General features: G+C 72.5%; 12 protein-coding genes. 9 read left to right on the top strand and 3 right to left on the bottom strand.

Annotation, left to right across the window (positions count from 1 at the left end; translation table 11 throughout):
- Nucleotides 1-153 precede the first annotated feature (153 nt).
- Nucleotides 154-1,191: a hypothetical protein gene (locus tag ACLQ2S_RS15645; RefSeq protein WP_155220520.1), complete on the bottom strand. Its 1,038-nt coding sequence runs from the start codon at nucleotides 1,189-1,191 to the stop codon at nucleotides 154-156.
- Complete coding sequence (locus ACLQ2S_RS15640) at nucleotides 1,191-1,460, bottom strand: hypothetical protein (protein ID WP_155220522.1); 270 nt, start codon at nucleotides 1,458-1,460, stop codon at nucleotides 1,191-1,193. The genes ACLQ2S_RS15645 and ACLQ2S_RS15640 overlap by 1 nt, the downstream gene beginning before the upstream one ends.
- A 274-nt stretch (nucleotides 1,461-1,734) precedes the next feature.
- Here ACLQ2S_RS15640 and ACLQ2S_RS15635 point away from each other — a divergent pair, with 274 nt between their 5' ends.
- The 4 genes from ACLQ2S_RS15635 to ACLQ2S_RS15620 all read left to right on the top strand — a co-directional run bounded on the left by ACLQ2S_RS15635 (nucleotide 1,735) and on the right by ACLQ2S_RS15620 (nucleotide 6,357).
- The gene (locus ACLQ2S_RS15635) at nucleotides 1,735-2,103 is read left to right on the top strand and encodes a YciI family protein (RefSeq protein WP_196222585.1); all 369 of its coding nucleotides are present in this window, start codon (nucleotides 1,735-1,737) and stop codon (nucleotides 2,101-2,103) included.
- The gene (locus ACLQ2S_RS15630) at nucleotides 2,100-3,350 is read left to right on the top strand and encodes an RNA polymerase sigma factor (protein ID WP_155220526.1); all 1,251 of its coding nucleotides are present in this window, start codon (nucleotides 2,100-2,102) and stop codon (nucleotides 3,348-3,350) included. The genes ACLQ2S_RS15635 and ACLQ2S_RS15630 overlap by 4 nt, the downstream gene beginning before the upstream one ends.
- Before the next feature lie 101 nt (nucleotides 3,351-3,451).
- Nucleotides 3,452-4,141: a dihydrofolate reductase family protein gene (locus tag ACLQ2S_RS15625; RefSeq protein ID WP_155220528.1), complete on the top strand. Its 690-nt coding sequence runs from the start codon at nucleotides 3,452-3,454 to the stop codon at nucleotides 4,139-4,141.
- A 77-nt stretch (nucleotides 4,142-4,218) separates the two neighbouring features.
- Complete coding sequence (locus ACLQ2S_RS15620) at nucleotides 4,219-6,357, top strand: DUF4153 domain-containing protein (RefSeq protein WP_425701924.1); 2,139 nt, start codon at nucleotides 4,219-4,221, stop codon at nucleotides 6,355-6,357.
- A 38-nt stretch (nucleotides 6,358-6,395) separates the two neighbouring features.
- Here ACLQ2S_RS15620 and ACLQ2S_RS15615 read toward each other — a convergent pair whose 3' ends face one another.
- Nucleotides 6,396-6,809 (bottom strand): acyl-CoA thioester hydrolase/BAAT C-terminal domain-containing protein, encoded by a 414-nt coding sequence (locus ACLQ2S_RS15615; protein ID WP_196222586.1) that lies wholly within the window; start codon nucleotides 6,807-6,809, stop codon nucleotides 6,396-6,398.
- Between the two features lie 142 nt (nucleotides 6,810-6,951).
- Here ACLQ2S_RS15615 and ACLQ2S_RS15610 point away from each other — a divergent pair, with 142 nt between their 5' ends.
- The 5 genes from ACLQ2S_RS15610 to ACLQ2S_RS15590 all read left to right on the top strand — a co-directional run bounded on the left by ACLQ2S_RS15610 (nucleotide 6,952) and on the right by ACLQ2S_RS15590 (nucleotide 14,735).
- Nucleotides 6,952-8,043, top strand: coding sequence for a hypothetical protein (locus ACLQ2S_RS15610; protein WP_155220532.1), 1,092 nt, complete (start codon nucleotides 6,952-6,954; stop codon nucleotides 8,041-8,043).
- A gap of 202 nt (nucleotides 8,044-8,245) precedes the next feature.
- A complete protein-coding gene (locus ACLQ2S_RS15605; RefSeq protein ID WP_425701923.1) occupies nucleotides 8,246-8,653 on the top strand; it encodes a YciI family protein in 408 nt (135 codons plus the stop codon).
- A gap of 6 nt (nucleotides 8,654-8,659) precedes the next feature.
- Nucleotides 8,660-9,805, top strand: coding sequence for an RNA polymerase sigma factor (locus ACLQ2S_RS15600; protein WP_425701922.1), 1,146 nt, complete (start codon nucleotides 8,660-8,662; stop codon nucleotides 9,803-9,805).
- A 98-nt stretch (nucleotides 9,806-9,903) separates the two neighbouring features.
- Nucleotides 9,904-12,633, top strand: coding sequence for a CHAT domain-containing protein (locus tag ACLQ2S_RS15595; protein WP_230462784.1), 2,730 nt, complete (start codon nucleotides 9,904-9,906; stop codon nucleotides 12,631-12,633).
- Between the two features lie 41 nt (nucleotides 12,634-12,674).
- Nucleotides 12,675-14,735, top strand: coding sequence for a hypothetical protein (locus tag ACLQ2S_RS15590; RefSeq protein ID WP_155220538.1), 2,061 nt, complete (start codon nucleotides 12,675-12,677; stop codon nucleotides 14,733-14,735).
- Nucleotide 14,736: the final 1 nt, after the last annotated feature.

The following is a 14,736-nucleotide window of genomic DNA, read 5'->3' as shown; positions in this document are numbered from 1 at the left end:
TTCATTACTCATGTAACTAACCATGTAACCAGTGGGGTGTCGATGTCAAGACGGGCGCTTCCGGCCCGATCAGCGGACGAGGCGCGCGGACGGCCGGTCCGCGCACGGGTCGGCCCGCCGGTACCCCGGCGGGCCGACTCAGACCGACCGGGATCAGCCGTACGGCGGCCGGGCGTACGCGGCGCGCAGGGCGGCCAGCCCGGCGGCCTTCGGGCTGAGGGTGCCCCAGCCGGAGTTGAAGTAGTTCGTCCGGGCGATGAAGGGACCACGCTCGGCGTTGAGCCGGGCGATGGCCGCCGGCACGGTGGCGATCCAGGCGGCCTGGTCGGGGATCTCGACGACCCGTACGCCCCACTCGGCGATCAACACCGGGCGGGACAGCGCGACCGGGCCGAGGTCTGCCACCGCCCAGTCCTTGGTACGCCGGAAGCGCTCCAGCGCGGTGTGGCCGGCACTGGTCGCGTAGACGTTCCACTGGAGGTAGTCCAGCCGCGACATCAGCGCCTCGGGGTGGGTACGCCGGAAGCAGGCCCGGTCGAAACCGCCGAGCCCGACCGAGAAGGTGGTGCCCTGCGGCAGCCCCTTGGCCCGGAACCAGTTGACGATGTACGTCATCGCCTGCACCGCCCGAGCGTCCGACTCGGCCCAGGTGTACGCCTTGCCCGCCTCGGTGGTGCCGAACTCGTGGTCGGTGTCCAGTTCGGAGGCGAGTTGGATGTTCACGCCGAAGCCCATCGTCCGGTACTGCGACAACGCCCGCGCGAACAACCCGTCGCACTGCCCGGCGAGGACCTGGCCGTACCCGTACGCCTTGGGCCAGACCGCGCCCGGACGCTGCTGGATGGTCATCGCCGGTGCCGGCACGGTGTACTTCACCCCGTCGACGGTGAAGGTCTGCGGCCCGGTGTCGGACGCGCCGTAGTGCTTCAGTTCGAGCACCATGTTGATCTGCACCCCGGACCGGCCGAGGGTGACCAGCCACTGCCGCTGGTAGCCGGGGAAGATGTGCGCGTCGGCGAAGCTGCGGTACTGGGTCAGTGACCGGAAGTTGCCACCGGCCATGTCGGCGGTCGGGTCCGCGCCGCCGGAGAGGTAGTAACCGCCGAGCACCGGCGGGAGCACGGTGTACGCGACGCTCGCGGTGGCGGTCTTGCTGGTGGCGTCCCGCACGGTGACGGTCACCCTCGGCATCACGCCACCGCCCGGTAGACAGCAACCGAGCCGCTGTCGGAGACCCGGGACCAGGTGCGCCCCGAATCGTCGGTGACGGTGAGGGTGAGCGGGTCGATCACCGCGGTCACCGAGACCGGAGCGCTGCGGTTGCCCTGGGCGTCGGCCACGGTGATCGTCAGGGTCAGCCGCTGGTTGTCCGGGTCGCCGTAGTTGACGGTGAGCAGCATCTGCTCGCCGGGCGAGTAGGTGGTGGGGTTCATCGAGACGTTGACAGTGGGAGCGGCCATGGCGGCTCCTTCCTGGCTTGGTCGTCGTCGCGACCCAGCGGTGCAACACCGTCGGTGCGGCTGGTCCACGACGGCGGGCCGGAGCCGGACGGCGCGACGACGCGCCCCGGCGGGGGATCCTTACCGGCGGCCGGTGGGACTCGCGGCCCATGCTCGGCCGGAGGATCGGATGTGGCCCGCCATCCGCAGCCTCTCTACCTGCTACAACAGTGCGTCAGGGAAGACCCTGCCGTCTTGTCCATTTCCAGACATATTGACCTTTATGGAGGCGTGCGTGAAGTACCTGATGTTGATCTACGGCAACGAGGAGATCTGGAACAGCCTCCCGGACGACGAGCTGACCGCCCTGATCGGTCAGGTCGACGCCTTCAACGAGACGCTGCGCGCCTCCGGTGAGCTGGTCGACGTCCAGGGCCTGGTGTCGCGGCCCCGCTCGGTGCGGATCGTCGCCGACACCCCGGTCGTCACGGACGGGCCCTACCTGGAGGCCAAGGAGTACGTGGGCTCGTACTTCGTGGTCGACGTCGACGACGAGCAGCGCGCGTTGGAGATCGCCCGCGCGTATCCGGGCATCCGGTTCGGGGCCGTCGGCGGCGGGATCGAGATCTGGCCGCTGATGACCGGCGACGGAGCGGACCGCTGAACCTCGACGCGGCCACCACCGACCTGCTGCGCCGACTCGCGCCGCAGGTGCTGGCCACGCTCGCCCGCCGGTACGGCGACTTCGGCCGGGCCGAGGACGCCGTGCAGGAGGCGCTGGTCGCGGCCGTGGAGAGGTGGCCGGTCGACGGCGTACCCGAACAACCCGGGGGCTGGCTGCACACCGTGGCCGCCCGCCGGTACGTCGACCTGGTCCGCGCCGAGGCCGCCCGTACCCGCCGCGAGCGCACGGCACTGGAACTCACGCCGCGCGACGCGCTGGTCACCCCACCGCCCGACGTCACGGCCCCCCGCGACGACCTGCTGGAGTTGTTCCTGCTCTGCTGCCATCCGGCGTTGTCCGCGCCGGCACAGTTGGCGCTGACCCTGCGCGCGGTGGGTGGGCTCACCACCGCCGAGGTCGCCGCCGCCTTCCTGGTGTCGGAGCGGACCATGGGCCAGCGGATCTCCCGCGCCAAGGTGCGACTCCGGCAGGCGGGTGCCCGGTTCGAGCCACCGGCGGAAGCACAGTTCGCGACGCGGCTGGCCGTCGTACGCCAGGTGCTGTACCTGATGTTCAACGAGGGATACAGCGCCAGCAGCGGCCCCCGGTTGCGGCGCGCCGAACTGACCGGGCAGGCGCTGCGGCTGACCCGCCGACTGCACGAGCGAGTTCCCGGCGACGGGGAGACGGCCGGTCTGCTCGCGTTGATGCTGCTCACCGAGGCCCGGGCGGCGGCCCGGGTCGGCCCGAACGGTGACCTGGTGCCCCTGGCCGAGCAGGACCGCGACCGGTGGGACCGAACGCTGATCGACGAGGGTCGCGCGCTGGTCGAGCAGAGCCTGACCGCCTCGCCACCGGGGCCGTACCGGATCCAGGCCGCCATCGCCGCGGTGCACGCCGAGGCACCGACCACCGAGGACACCGACTGGCCCCAGGTGCTCGCCCTGTACGAGCTGCTGGAACGCCTCGCCCCCAACCCGGTGGTCACGCTGAACCGGGCGGTGGCGGTGGGCATGGTCCACGGACCCGCCGCCGGGCTGGCCCTGCTGTCCGAGGTGGAGTCGGGGCTGCTGGCCGGGCACCACCGGCTGCACGCCGTCCGCGCCCACCTGCTGGAACTCGCCGACGACCGGGCCGCCGCGACGGAGTGGCGGGCGGCGGCGCAGCACGCCGGCAGCGAACCCGAGCGGCGGTACCTGCTGCGTCGGGCCGCCGCCTTGAGCGAGTCAGGATCCGCTCCCGTGTGACCCAGGTCACCTGCCGGACCGGTAGAAGCGGTCGACCCGGCACCGATCCACCTGTGGGTCGGCGCCCACGGTGGGCGCCGCCAGATCCGGGAGGAACGGATATGACGAAGGTGACCGCCCAACTGTCGGTGTCGCTCGACGGCTACTACGCCGGGCCACGGCACGACGGCAACGGCGACTGGGTGCGGTCGGCGGAGAGCCACGGGTTCTACCGGGTGACCCGGTGGGCCACCGAAGCGATGGCGTGGCGCGAGCGGCAGGGATTCGTCGGCGGCCGACACGACGCCAGCTCCGAGATCATCGCCGAGTCGTTCGCCTCGGCCGGCGCGTACGTGATGGGTCGCCGGATGGCCGACGGCGGTGAGGTGCCGTGGGGCGACGAGCCACCGTTCCGTGCTCCGGTCTTCGTGGTCACGCACCGGCCGCGCCCGACGCTGCACCGTAAGGGCGGCACCAGCTTCACCTACGTCACCGACGGGCTGGCCAGCGCGATGGAGCAGGCCCGCGCCGCGGCCGGTGACCGCAACGTCGCGGTGGCCGGCGGCGGCAGTCTGGTCCGGCAGGTGCTGCGGGCGGGGATGCTCGACGAGTTGGACCTGCACATCGCGCCGGTCATCCTCGGCGCCGGGCTCCGTGTCTTCGACGACCTGGGTCTCGACGACTTCGAGGCGATCGAGCTCACCCCCGACCGGGTGGTGCCCCGCCCGCACGTCACCCACGTCCGGTACACGGTGCGCGGTCGGGCCCCGCTGGTCCTCGACGACCGGGGCAGGGGTGGCGACACCCCGTAGGACGGATACGGCGGGGGCACCGTGGCCGCGTCACCGGTCCTAGAGTGACGCAGACATACCGAACCTAGGAGGGCGCGGTGACCGAGCCGCCACCCGTCGACGGCTCCCCCGGCACCGGGGGACCAGGCGAACGTCCTGTCGCGGCCGGGGGCGAGAGCACCGCGCCGTCGGCCGCGACGGCACCCCGTCTCCTGGTCATGCCAGCCACCGACGGGCTGACCCCCATCGTCTGGCCGGGACCGACCGACCAGCCCGCCTGGGCGATTCCGGTCACCGTGCCACCCGGCACCCAGGGCTACGCCATCTTTCTGCCCCTGGTGCCGGAGGGCGCGAACCCGGCCAGCCCCGCAGCACCGGCGCAGCGCACGGCAGCGCGGCCGGCGGCGCTCGCCGCCACCGGGCCCACCACCCAGGTCGTACGCCCGGTCGAGGAGACGGCCGACGACGGCCAGCCGCCGTCACCGCCCGCCGCGACAGTCGCCGACCCGGCGACGGCAGACGGCCCAGCCCCGGCGGACGCACCGGCGACGGGTGACCGGGCGGCTCCGGCGGCTCAGGCGGCTCCGGCGGCTCAGGTGGCTCCGGCGGCTCAGGTGGCTCCGGCGGCTCCGGCGGCTCCGGCGGCTCCGGCCGGGCCACGGGTTCCACCAGCGGCGGCGTTCGGCTACCAACCGTCCGGTCCGTACTCGTTCCGGCCGGTGCCGCCGCAGCCGTCGTTCTTCGACCGGGTGTGGCCGGGACCGCCACCGGCCCGGCGGCTGACCACCCCGCTGGCCGTCGTGGCGGGTGCGCTCGGCGTGGCCACGTTCGTCCCGTTGGGCCGGACCGGCCTCGGCTGGCTCCTCGGCTACCTCGTCCTCACCGTCGGCGTCGCGGTCGCGGTACGACACCACATCGCCGAGCTGCCGCAGCCCGAGCGGTGGCTGCGGACCGGTTGGGCCGTCGCCGCCCTGGCGCTGCTGGCGGTCCTCGGCTTCCGCAACGCCTGGTGGCTGGTCACGTTCTGCGTGTTGGGCGCGCTGGCCTGTACGGCATTGGCGATCATCGGTGGGCGGCGCATCCGGTCGATCCTGTTCAGCCTGGTCGCCGCCCCGATCGCGGCGGTTCGCGGCGTGCCGTGGGTACGCGCACACGTCCGGGTCTCCGACGACTCCGGGGCCACCCGGCGGGTCGTCGGGTCGGTCGTCGTCACCGTGGCGTTCCTGATCGTGTTCGGGGCGCTGCTCTCCTCCGCCGACGCCGCCTTCTCCCGGGTGCTCGGCGCCCTCATCCCGGAGATCAGCGTGAGCGGGGTGTTCCGGTGGCTGTTCCTGGCCGCCGTCGGTGCCCTGATCGCCGTGGCCGCCGTCTACACGCTCGCCGCACCGCCGAACCTGTCCTCGGTGGACCGGGAGACCTCCCGCAGTATCGGGCTGATCGAGTGGGCTCCGCCGATCGCCACCCTGACCACGCTGTTCGGCGGCTTCGTCGCCGTGCAGTTCACCGTGCTCTTCGGCGGTCAACGGCACGTGCTGGACACCACCGGACTCAGCTACGCCGAGTACGCCCGCAGCGGGTTCTGGCAACTGGTCGTGGTGACCGTGCTGGCCCTGGCGGTGCTCGGCGGCGTCACCAGGTGGGCGCGCCGGGACCGGCCGCTGGACCGGCTGCTGTTGAGGATCCTGCTGGGCCTGCTCAGCGCGCTGAGCGTGGTCATCGTCATCTCGGCCCTGTCGCGGATGTACACCTACCAGAAGGTCTACAGCTTCACCGGCGAGCGGATCTTCGTGATGGCGTTCGAGCTGCTGCTCGGCGCCGTGTTCCTGATGGTCCTGGTGGCCGGCGTACGCTGGCGCGGCGGGTGGATACCGCGTCTGACCGCCGCCCTCGCGGTGGTGATGCTGTTGAGCCTGGCGGCGCTGAACCCGGAGGACTACGCGGCCCGCCGCAACATCGCCCGGTACGAGCAGACCGGCCGGATCGACGCGTGGTATCTGCGGGCGCTGTCCGCGGACGCCACCCCCGCCCTGTCCACGCTGCCCGACCCGGTTCGCCGCTGCACGCTCAGCTGGATCGCCGACGATCTGGCGGAGCCGGACCCGTGGCACGCCTGGAACCTGGGGCGCCAGCGGGCCCGAGAGGTGCTCGACCGGCTGGGGCCCGACGCGATCGGCAATCAGCGCGACTGCCGCCGCGCCGACCAGTTCGACCTGCCGAAAACCCGCACCCCGCGCTGACCGCTGAAGGCCGGCCCGCCCGGGTCGGCGGCCAGCGGTCAGCGCGCGGCGAGGAAGGTGAGCACCTCGGACCACCCGTCCCGGCGGGCGGCGGCGTCGCCCGCCCGGGTGCCGCCGTGTGTCTGCTCGCCGGTGCGTCCCTGGTGCACCGTCTTCGAGGGCAGATACGGAAAGGTGCCGACGCCGTGCCCGGCATCCGGGTAGAACAGCGCACGGTGCGGCGGACCACCGAGGGCCAGCAGCAGTTCGGCGGCGAAGGTAGGCGCGTCGTACAGCCCGCCGACGCCGCCCTCCGAGCCGCCGACCCACAGCACCCCGCTCCGTCGAGGCACCTCCGGCGGCGGGAGCACGAGCATCCCGCGTACGCCGTCGGCGGTCGGCGTCAGCTCGGTGAAGGAGACCTCGCCCGCCGTACGGACCGGCTGGTCTGCGAGCGCGACGGCCGGTGCCACATCCAGGCGCAGCCGCGCCGCCCCGCCATCCCCGGACCACGAGTAATCGATTAACCCCGGACTGTAGGCAATCCGACTGTGACCTTGGTCATTACCCGGCAGAGTGGCAGCACGCATCGATTCATGCCGATTGGAGTCGACGATGCCTCTCCGCCTGCGCCATCTCTGCGCCGCCGTGGCCGCCATCCTGGCCGCGGCGCTGTTGAGTCCGGTCACCCCGGCCACAGCCGCAACCGCCGACCGCTTCGGGTTCGCGTACGTCGACGATCCGACCGCGCTGCCCTGGACGCCACTGCCCGCCGCCTACCAGTACGGAAGCTGGACACCGGGGCTGACGGCCACCGGCGGCAAGGTGGCACTCGGCCGGTTCCAGGTGCGCTTTCCGAACATCGGCCTGGGGGGCCGAGGCAACGCGCACGTCACCGCCGTGGCGCGGGACGGCCGCTTCTGCGAACTCGTACGCTGGTATGGCTCGGGTCCCGACCAGATCGTCGACGTGCAGTGCTTCCGGCCCGGCGGCAGACCGGCCGACACCCCGTTCACCGTGTTGTGGACGTTCAGTTCCGGTGTCCTGCCGGCGGGCGTCGGCGCGTACGCCTCAGCGCAGGTGACGTCCAACCTCCTCGCCCAGGCGTACAACTCGGCCGGAGCGCCCGTCAGCGCCTCCCACGTCGGGGTGGGCATCTACGCCGTGCGCTTCTCGGGTGTCGGCGAACCGTCCGGCATACTCTCCGGGAACGTGCAGGTGACCGCCCAGCAGCCGAACGCAGAACCGCGCCGATGCAAGATCCTCCGCTGGGGCGCGTCCGGCCCGGAGGTGTTGGTCTACGTCGCCTGCCACGATCCGTTCAGCGGCGCGCCGATGGACAGCGACTTCACCGTGTCGTTCCACCGGGAGCGCTCGGTCTACGCCTCGTTCGGCCCGCCGAGGTACTTCGGATACCTCGCCACCCCACCGTTCGCCGGCCCGACGAACTACTCGTACCCGCTCGGCATCGGACCCAACGGCTACGCTCCCACCGGCCCCGGCACCTCCGTCGTCAGGTTCCCGCTGCTGCACGAGAGGCACACCACCGCGCACGTGACCGCGATCGGTGACAGCCCCTCGTACTGCACCATCCAGGAACTGTGGGCGCAGGTCGCCACCACTGCGGTGCTGCCGGTCACCTGCTTCGCCAACAACGGTCGCCTGCTGGACAGCCAGTACAGCTCGACCTTCTCGTCGAGCGTCTGAGAGCGCGGGGTCCCCGCCCAGCATGTCTGGGCGGGGACCAACCGCGCGCCGTCCCGGTCGACGCGGGTACCGACGGGAGCCGGGCGGAAAGGCCATCCGAGAAACCGCCAAGATTTTTTCCGGCGGCATGTCGAGAAGCGGGATCGTGCTCCGTCCCCGCTGTACACCCGGCCACAATGGCCGTACCCGACAAGGAGCACCGATGGCCAAGTACCTACTGCTCAAGCACTACCGTGGCGGCCCGACCCCGCTGACCGACGTGCCGATGGAGAAGTGGACGCCCGAGGAGATCTCGGCTCACGTGCAATACATGCAGGACTTCGCCGAACGGCTGCAAGGCACCGGCGAGTTCGTCGACGCCCAGGCACTCTCCCCGGAGGGAACGTTCGTCCGCTACGACGGCGAGGGCCGACCGCCGGTCACCGACGGCCCGTTCGCGGAGACCAAGGACCTGATCGCCGGCTGGATGGTAATCGACGTCGACAGCTACGACCGGGCGCTGGAGTTGGCCGCCGAGCTGTCCGCGGCACCGGGCGTCGGCGGGAAGCCGCTGCACGAGTGGCTCGAGGTCCGGCCGTTCCTCACCGAGCCGCCGACCATCGAGGAGTGACCCTCGGTGGAAGAGGCCGTACTGCGGACCCTCACACCCGCCGTGATCGGCATCCTCGTCCGTCGCGGGGTCGACTTCGCGACGGCCGAGGATGCCGTGCAGGACGCGTTGGTCGAAGCGGTACGGGTGTGGCCGACCGACCCACCGCGCGACCCCAAGGGCTGGCTGGTGGCCGTCGCCTGGCGCAAGTTCCTCGACGCCGCCCGCGCCGACACCTCCCGACGTCGACGCGAGGCGCTGGCGCAGGTCGAGCCCGCACCCGGGCCGGGCGGGGAGGTCGACGACACCCTCGCGTTGTACTTCCTGTGCGCGCATCCGTCGCTGACCTCGGCCTCGGCGGTCGCGCTGACGCTACGCGCGGTGGGCGGCCTGACCACCCGGCAGATCGCCCAGGCGTACCTGGTGCCGGAGCCGACCATGGCGCAGCGGATCAGCCGGGCCAAACGGACCGTCTCCGGGGTTCGGTTCGACCAGCCGGGTGACGTCGCCACCGTGCTGCGCGTGCTCTACCTGGTCTTCAACGAGGGCTACTCCGGCGACGTCGACCTCGCCGCCGAGGCGATCCGGCTCACCCGTCAACTGGCGGCGAGGATCCGGCACGAGGAGGTGGCGGGGCTGCTCGCGCTCATGCTCCTCCACCACGCCCGGCGGGCGGCCCGCACCGACGCCGACGGCCGACTCGTGCCGCTGGCCCAGCAGGACCGCAGCCGGTGGGACACCCGCCTCATCGCCGAAGGCGTACACCTGCTCCAGAGCGCCCTGGCCCGCGACCGCCTGGGCGAATACCAGGCGCAGGCCGCCATCGCCGCACTGCACGCCGACGCCCGCACCGCCGAGGAGACCGACTGGGTGCAGATCGTCGGGTGGTACGACGAGCTGGTCCGCCTCACCGACAGCCCGGTGGCCCGCCTCAACCGGGCCGTGGCGGTCGGCGAGGCCGACGGCCCGCGAGCCGGTCTGGCCATCCTGGCGGGACTCGACCCCGCCCTGCCCCGATACGACGCGGTCGCCGCCCACCTGCACGAACGTGACGGTGCCCTGGCGACTGCGGCCCAGCTCTACGCCAAGGCCGCCAGATCCGCACCCAGCCTCCCCGAACGCGACCACCTCACCCGCCAGGCCGCCCGACTCAACGCGCAGCTAAGCCGCTGACGTCTCGGGCTTTCTCCCCTTGAGGTGTTCGGCCGCGAAGCTGCTCCCGTCCGTCAGGTTGGTATGGGGACGGAGTATGCGGGAGGGCTCGGGTGGAGATGGCGGCCGACATCACCGGGCGATGCGTGGCGATCAGCCGGGCGGCGTTCGGTCGGGGCGACCTGGACGCGGCGATCGAGGACCTGCACCGCCTACCGATCGACCTGCCCGTCCGGGGCGTCCTCGCGGCCGATCTGCTCGGCGCGCTGGTGCGGGCTGATCCGACGACGGAACCTCACCGACTGCGCCAGCTCGACGACCTGCTGGAGATCGCCGAGGGGTCGCCACCAGACACCCCGGAGTGGCCGCAGATGCGGGCGGCGGCCCGGGTGACGGCGCTGCTGCACGCCGGGATGAAGGGCGAGATGTCGGACCCGTTCGCCACCCTCGCCAAGGTCGAGTCCTTCCTCGCCGTAGCGCCTACGGCGGGTGACGACGAACCGGCGGCGCGGCTGTGGAACGCCATGCGGACGATGCTCGGCGCGCTGCGGGCGACGTATGACGGCGACGAGGCCGCTCTGGACCGGCTGCCCGGGCAGGCTCACCAGCTGCGTGACGCGCTGGCCGACGATGCGGCGGCCGCGCCCATCGCCGACGCCTTCGCCAAGCTGGTGGACCTCATGATGGCCAACCACCGCGGCGACGACCCGGCAGCCGCCCTTGAGGCGCTCCGCGAGACGGTGCAGCGGTTGCCGTCCGGAGATCTGATCCGGACGTCCGTGATGGAGATCGACACGCTGATGGCACCGCTGGCGTCGATCCGGAGTGCGGGTCAGGACGGTCCGGTGACCCGCGTGACACCCGAACAGCTCGCCGCGATGCGCGCCCTGGTGCAGCGACCCGACCTCGCCCCGGGAGAGCGCGCGATGTTCCACTCGGGAATCGGCGGCGCGCTGCTCGCACTCGGCGAGGAGCGCGACGACCTGGCTCGCGTCGAGGAGGCCGTCGAACATCTCCGGATGTCGGTGACCGTGGCGCCACCCGATGACTCGCGGCTCCCCTCACATCTGGTCGGGTTGGCTCTGGGACTGGTCCATCGCGGAGAAGTGACCGGCTCCATCGCGGACACCGTCGAGGCGGAGGAGGTGCTGAAACGGGCGAAGAAACTGGCGGGTGGACCGGGCCATGCCTTGTGGTCGGTCATCAACGAGCTGCTCAGCCAGGTGCGGCGGCACGTCGGCGCGGAGAATTCGCACACCGTCGCCCTGGAGGGTCTCCGCGAGCATGTCTGGCGGGTGCTGCTGCAGACCGACCTGAAAGCGGCGTCCGCCGCCGCGCGTCGGGCCGTCCAGGACGCCATCGACGTGGCGCGGCGGTGCCTGATGTTCCACGACCCGGCAAACGCCATCCGAGCGCTCGACTCCGGCCGGGGACTGACCCTCTACGCCGCGACCGAGAACCGGCACATCCCCAGCCGCCTGGAGGCGGCGGGCCACCCCGAACTGGCGGCCCGGTGGCGGGCGGTCACCGGGTCCGACGAAGCCCCGGAGGTCCCGATCGGCCTGCGGCGCGAGGTGCTGACGGTGCTGACCGAGCAGAGCAACGCGGGCAGCCTGCTCGACGCACCGACGCTCGGCGAGATCAGGGCCGCGTTGCACACCCTCGACGCGGACGCGCTGGTCTATCTGATGCCGGGGGCGACGCCGGTCCCCGGGTACGCGGTCATCGCACCGGTGCAGGGACCACCCGCCTACATGGCGCTGCCCAATCTGCACCTTCTCGACGACGTGGACGTGGAGCGCTACCTGACGGCCCTGGTCCGGCGCGACACCGTCCTCGCGGACCCACACCGCGACCTGGTCGCACTCGATGACGGGGCGGATTTCGCCGGCAGCCTCGACACGGTGTGCGACTGGGCGTGGCGGGCGGCGATCGGCCCCCTGGTGCAGCGCTACCTGCCCAACCTGCCCCGGGCGGATTCGGGGCGACTGCCACGGCTGGTGCTGGTGCCGATGGGGGAACTCGCCCGGATCCCGTGGCAGGCGGCCCGCCGGTCCGACGGCACGTACGCGGTGCGGCTGGTGGCGATCTCACAGACCGCCTCGGCCCGGATGTTGTGCCACTCGGCTGCCCTTCCCCCGGTCGCGCCGACCCCGGTCGGCCTCGTGGTCGGGGATCCGGACCCGGGCGGTGAGGCACCTGACCTCACGGCCGCCCGGCTTGAGGCGTACGCGATCCACCGGTCGTTCTATCCCGGCGGCCGGTACGTCGGCCGCCGGGCCGACGGCTCGCCGAGCCGGTCCGGCACCGGCAGTGTCGAGGAGGTACGGGCCTGGTTGACCAGCGACAGCCCTGGGGCCGGCGCGGTGCTGCACCTCGCGTGTCACGGCGTCATCAACACCGACCCGGCGGTGGCCACCTCCTACCTCCTGCTGGCCGACGGCGGGCGGCTCGCCGCTGACGAACTGGTCGAGCTGACGGCGCGCTGCCCGGAGCGGGCCATCGGACTGATAGTGCTCGCCGCCTGCCGGACGGGCCTGGCGATCAACGGCTACGACGAGGCGTACAGCCTGGGCACCGCATTCCTGGCCGGCGGCGTCCGGTCGGTGCTCTCCACCCAGTGGGCCATCCCCGACCGGGCCACCTCGGCCCTGATGTACATGTTCCATCACCACCTGATCACCGAGGGGCTGCCCGCCTGGGAGGCGCTGCGGCGGGCGCAGAGCTGGATGCTCGACCCGGAGCGGTCCATCCCGGACGGCATGCCGGCACCGCTGCGTCGGCACCTGGCCCACGACGAGCTGTCGCACGTCGCCGCCTGGGCCGGTTTCGTCCACTTTGGACACTGATCAGCTGCGCAGCAGCGCGCGGCGAGCAGAAGGAGGCTGTCGTGAACACGGACAGGGAGGCACAGCTGCGAGCGCAGCTGACCCGATCGACCGGCCCCGCCCGGCTCCGGCCCCTGACGGAGCTCTCCCAGATCCTGGCCGACCGCTACTGGCGGATCGGCCCCGGGCAGGCGACCGCGTTGCCGGCGCTCACCGAGGCGATCGACTGCCTGACCGAGGCGTACGACCTTTTCGAGGCCGTCGATCCGCTACGCGCTCAGGTCGCCGCTCACCTGGGCTGGCTGCTGAACACCCGACACACCGTCCACGGTGGCCCGGACACCGACCGGCAGACGGCCATCGCCCGGCTCGAGGAGGCCGTCGCGGCGGTGGGGCTGCCGCCGGTCCTCACGACCATCGCCCGGTTCTCCCTCGGCCAGCTCTACCTGCACAGGTTGGTCCGCGGCCTGGACGGCCACGGCGTCGGACGACTGCTGTCGGGTGCCGCACCCGACCCGGACGGGGTGGCCGAGGCCGAACGGGCGGTGGACTGCTTCCGGCAGGTGATCGCCGCCGACCAGATGGGCGCCGAAACGCGCGAGGTCAGCAAGGTCATGCTGGAGCTGGCCGAAGCCGTACGCGACCTGCTGTCCCGCAGCAACCAGGGCGCGACGACCGCGTTCGACCTCACCCCCATCATCCAACTCATGACCAAGCTGCAACAGATGCAGCAGCGCACCGGCGGTCTCCTCGCCGAGTTCTCGATGCCCCCGCTCTTCGACTTCTCGCCCCCCGCCACGGTCGACCCGTTGGACCGTCCCGTCGTCGTCGTGACCGTGCCCGATCCGGCGGAGGACGCCGTCCTCCCCGCCACCCCACGACCGGCGGTGGCACCCGATCCGGCGGCGCTGCGCCGGGCCCTGCGGGAACGGGTCGCCGACGACGGCGACCCGTACCTCGCCCTCGCGGCCCTGCTGCGCCCCGACACCCCGACGCCGCCCGGGCTGGTGGACGACCTGGTGGGGCTGGCCACCGCGGCCGTACACGCCGCAGGCGCGGCGGCCACTGCGGCCGACCGGGTCGCCCTGGCCGTGGCGTTGTACCTGCGCGGTACGAACGACACCGACGACGGCTGGGGGAACGGCGGCGACGACCTCCGATCTGCCACCGCACTCCTGCTCGCCGCCGCCGACGCCCTACCGGCCGAGCCGTCCGGAGTCGATCCGATCGCCGTGGAGTTGGCAGAGCTTCTCGGCGAAGCGGTACGCGACACGGTGCACGCCCGCTTCGCCCCGGTGGCGGAGGCGCTGCGCGCCGTGCGGGTCGCCGCCCTGGCCTGGCCGCGAGCGGACGACACGCTGCTGCTGCGCACCGAGACCGGTTGCTTCGACCGCGTACCCACCGGCCGTGATCTGCCGGACCGGGTAGTGGTGGTAGGCACCGACCCGTTGGCGGCCGGCGACGCGGTGGTGGTCTCCTACGTCGGCACGGCCCGGCAGGCGGCCGAACTTGCCACGCGGGTGCCGATGCGGGTCACCGAGGCACCGGTGATCGTCGCGGATCCACGCGGCGGACGCGTCACGGCCGAGTTGGATCGACTTCGTCGCCTCTACCCGCGCTCGGTCGTCCTCGGCGGCGACGGCTCGGGGACCGACGGCACCGGCACTCCGGACGAGGTCCTCGCCCACCTCGACGCGTCGATGTTGCACCTGGACTGCGCCATCGACACCGACGGGTCGCTCGCGCTCGCCGGGCCGGCCGAGCTGACCCCGGCGATGATCGCGGTCCGGGGCGGTCACGCCCGGTCCGAGGGTGGGTTGGCCGTGCTGCCGCCCGGCGGGGCGGGATCCGGGCTGCTCGCCGACGCCCTGCTCACTGTCGGGTTCACCGCGGTGGTGGACTGGGTTCGGCCGGTGCCCCGCACCGTGGCCACCCTGATGCTGACCCTGCTGCACACCGAGTTGGTCCGGGGTGGACTGCGTCCGGCCGCTGCTGTCCGGGCCGTGGGCCGCCGGCTCCAGGATCCCGCCCGGATCGCCCCCGCCCAGCTGCCCCCCGCACTCACCGCCGCGGACCTCGCCGACCCGGCCTACCGGACCGCGATGGTGCTGCGGGGTATCTGAG

The organism is Micromonospora sp. DT48 (assembly GCF_049844495.1).
Classification (GTDB): domain Bacteria; phylum Actinomycetota; class Actinomycetes; order Mycobacteriales; family Micromonosporaceae; genus Micromonospora.
Note: the sequence above shows the minus strand (reverse complement) of the source record. Positions and strands in the feature narration are given on the sequence as shown.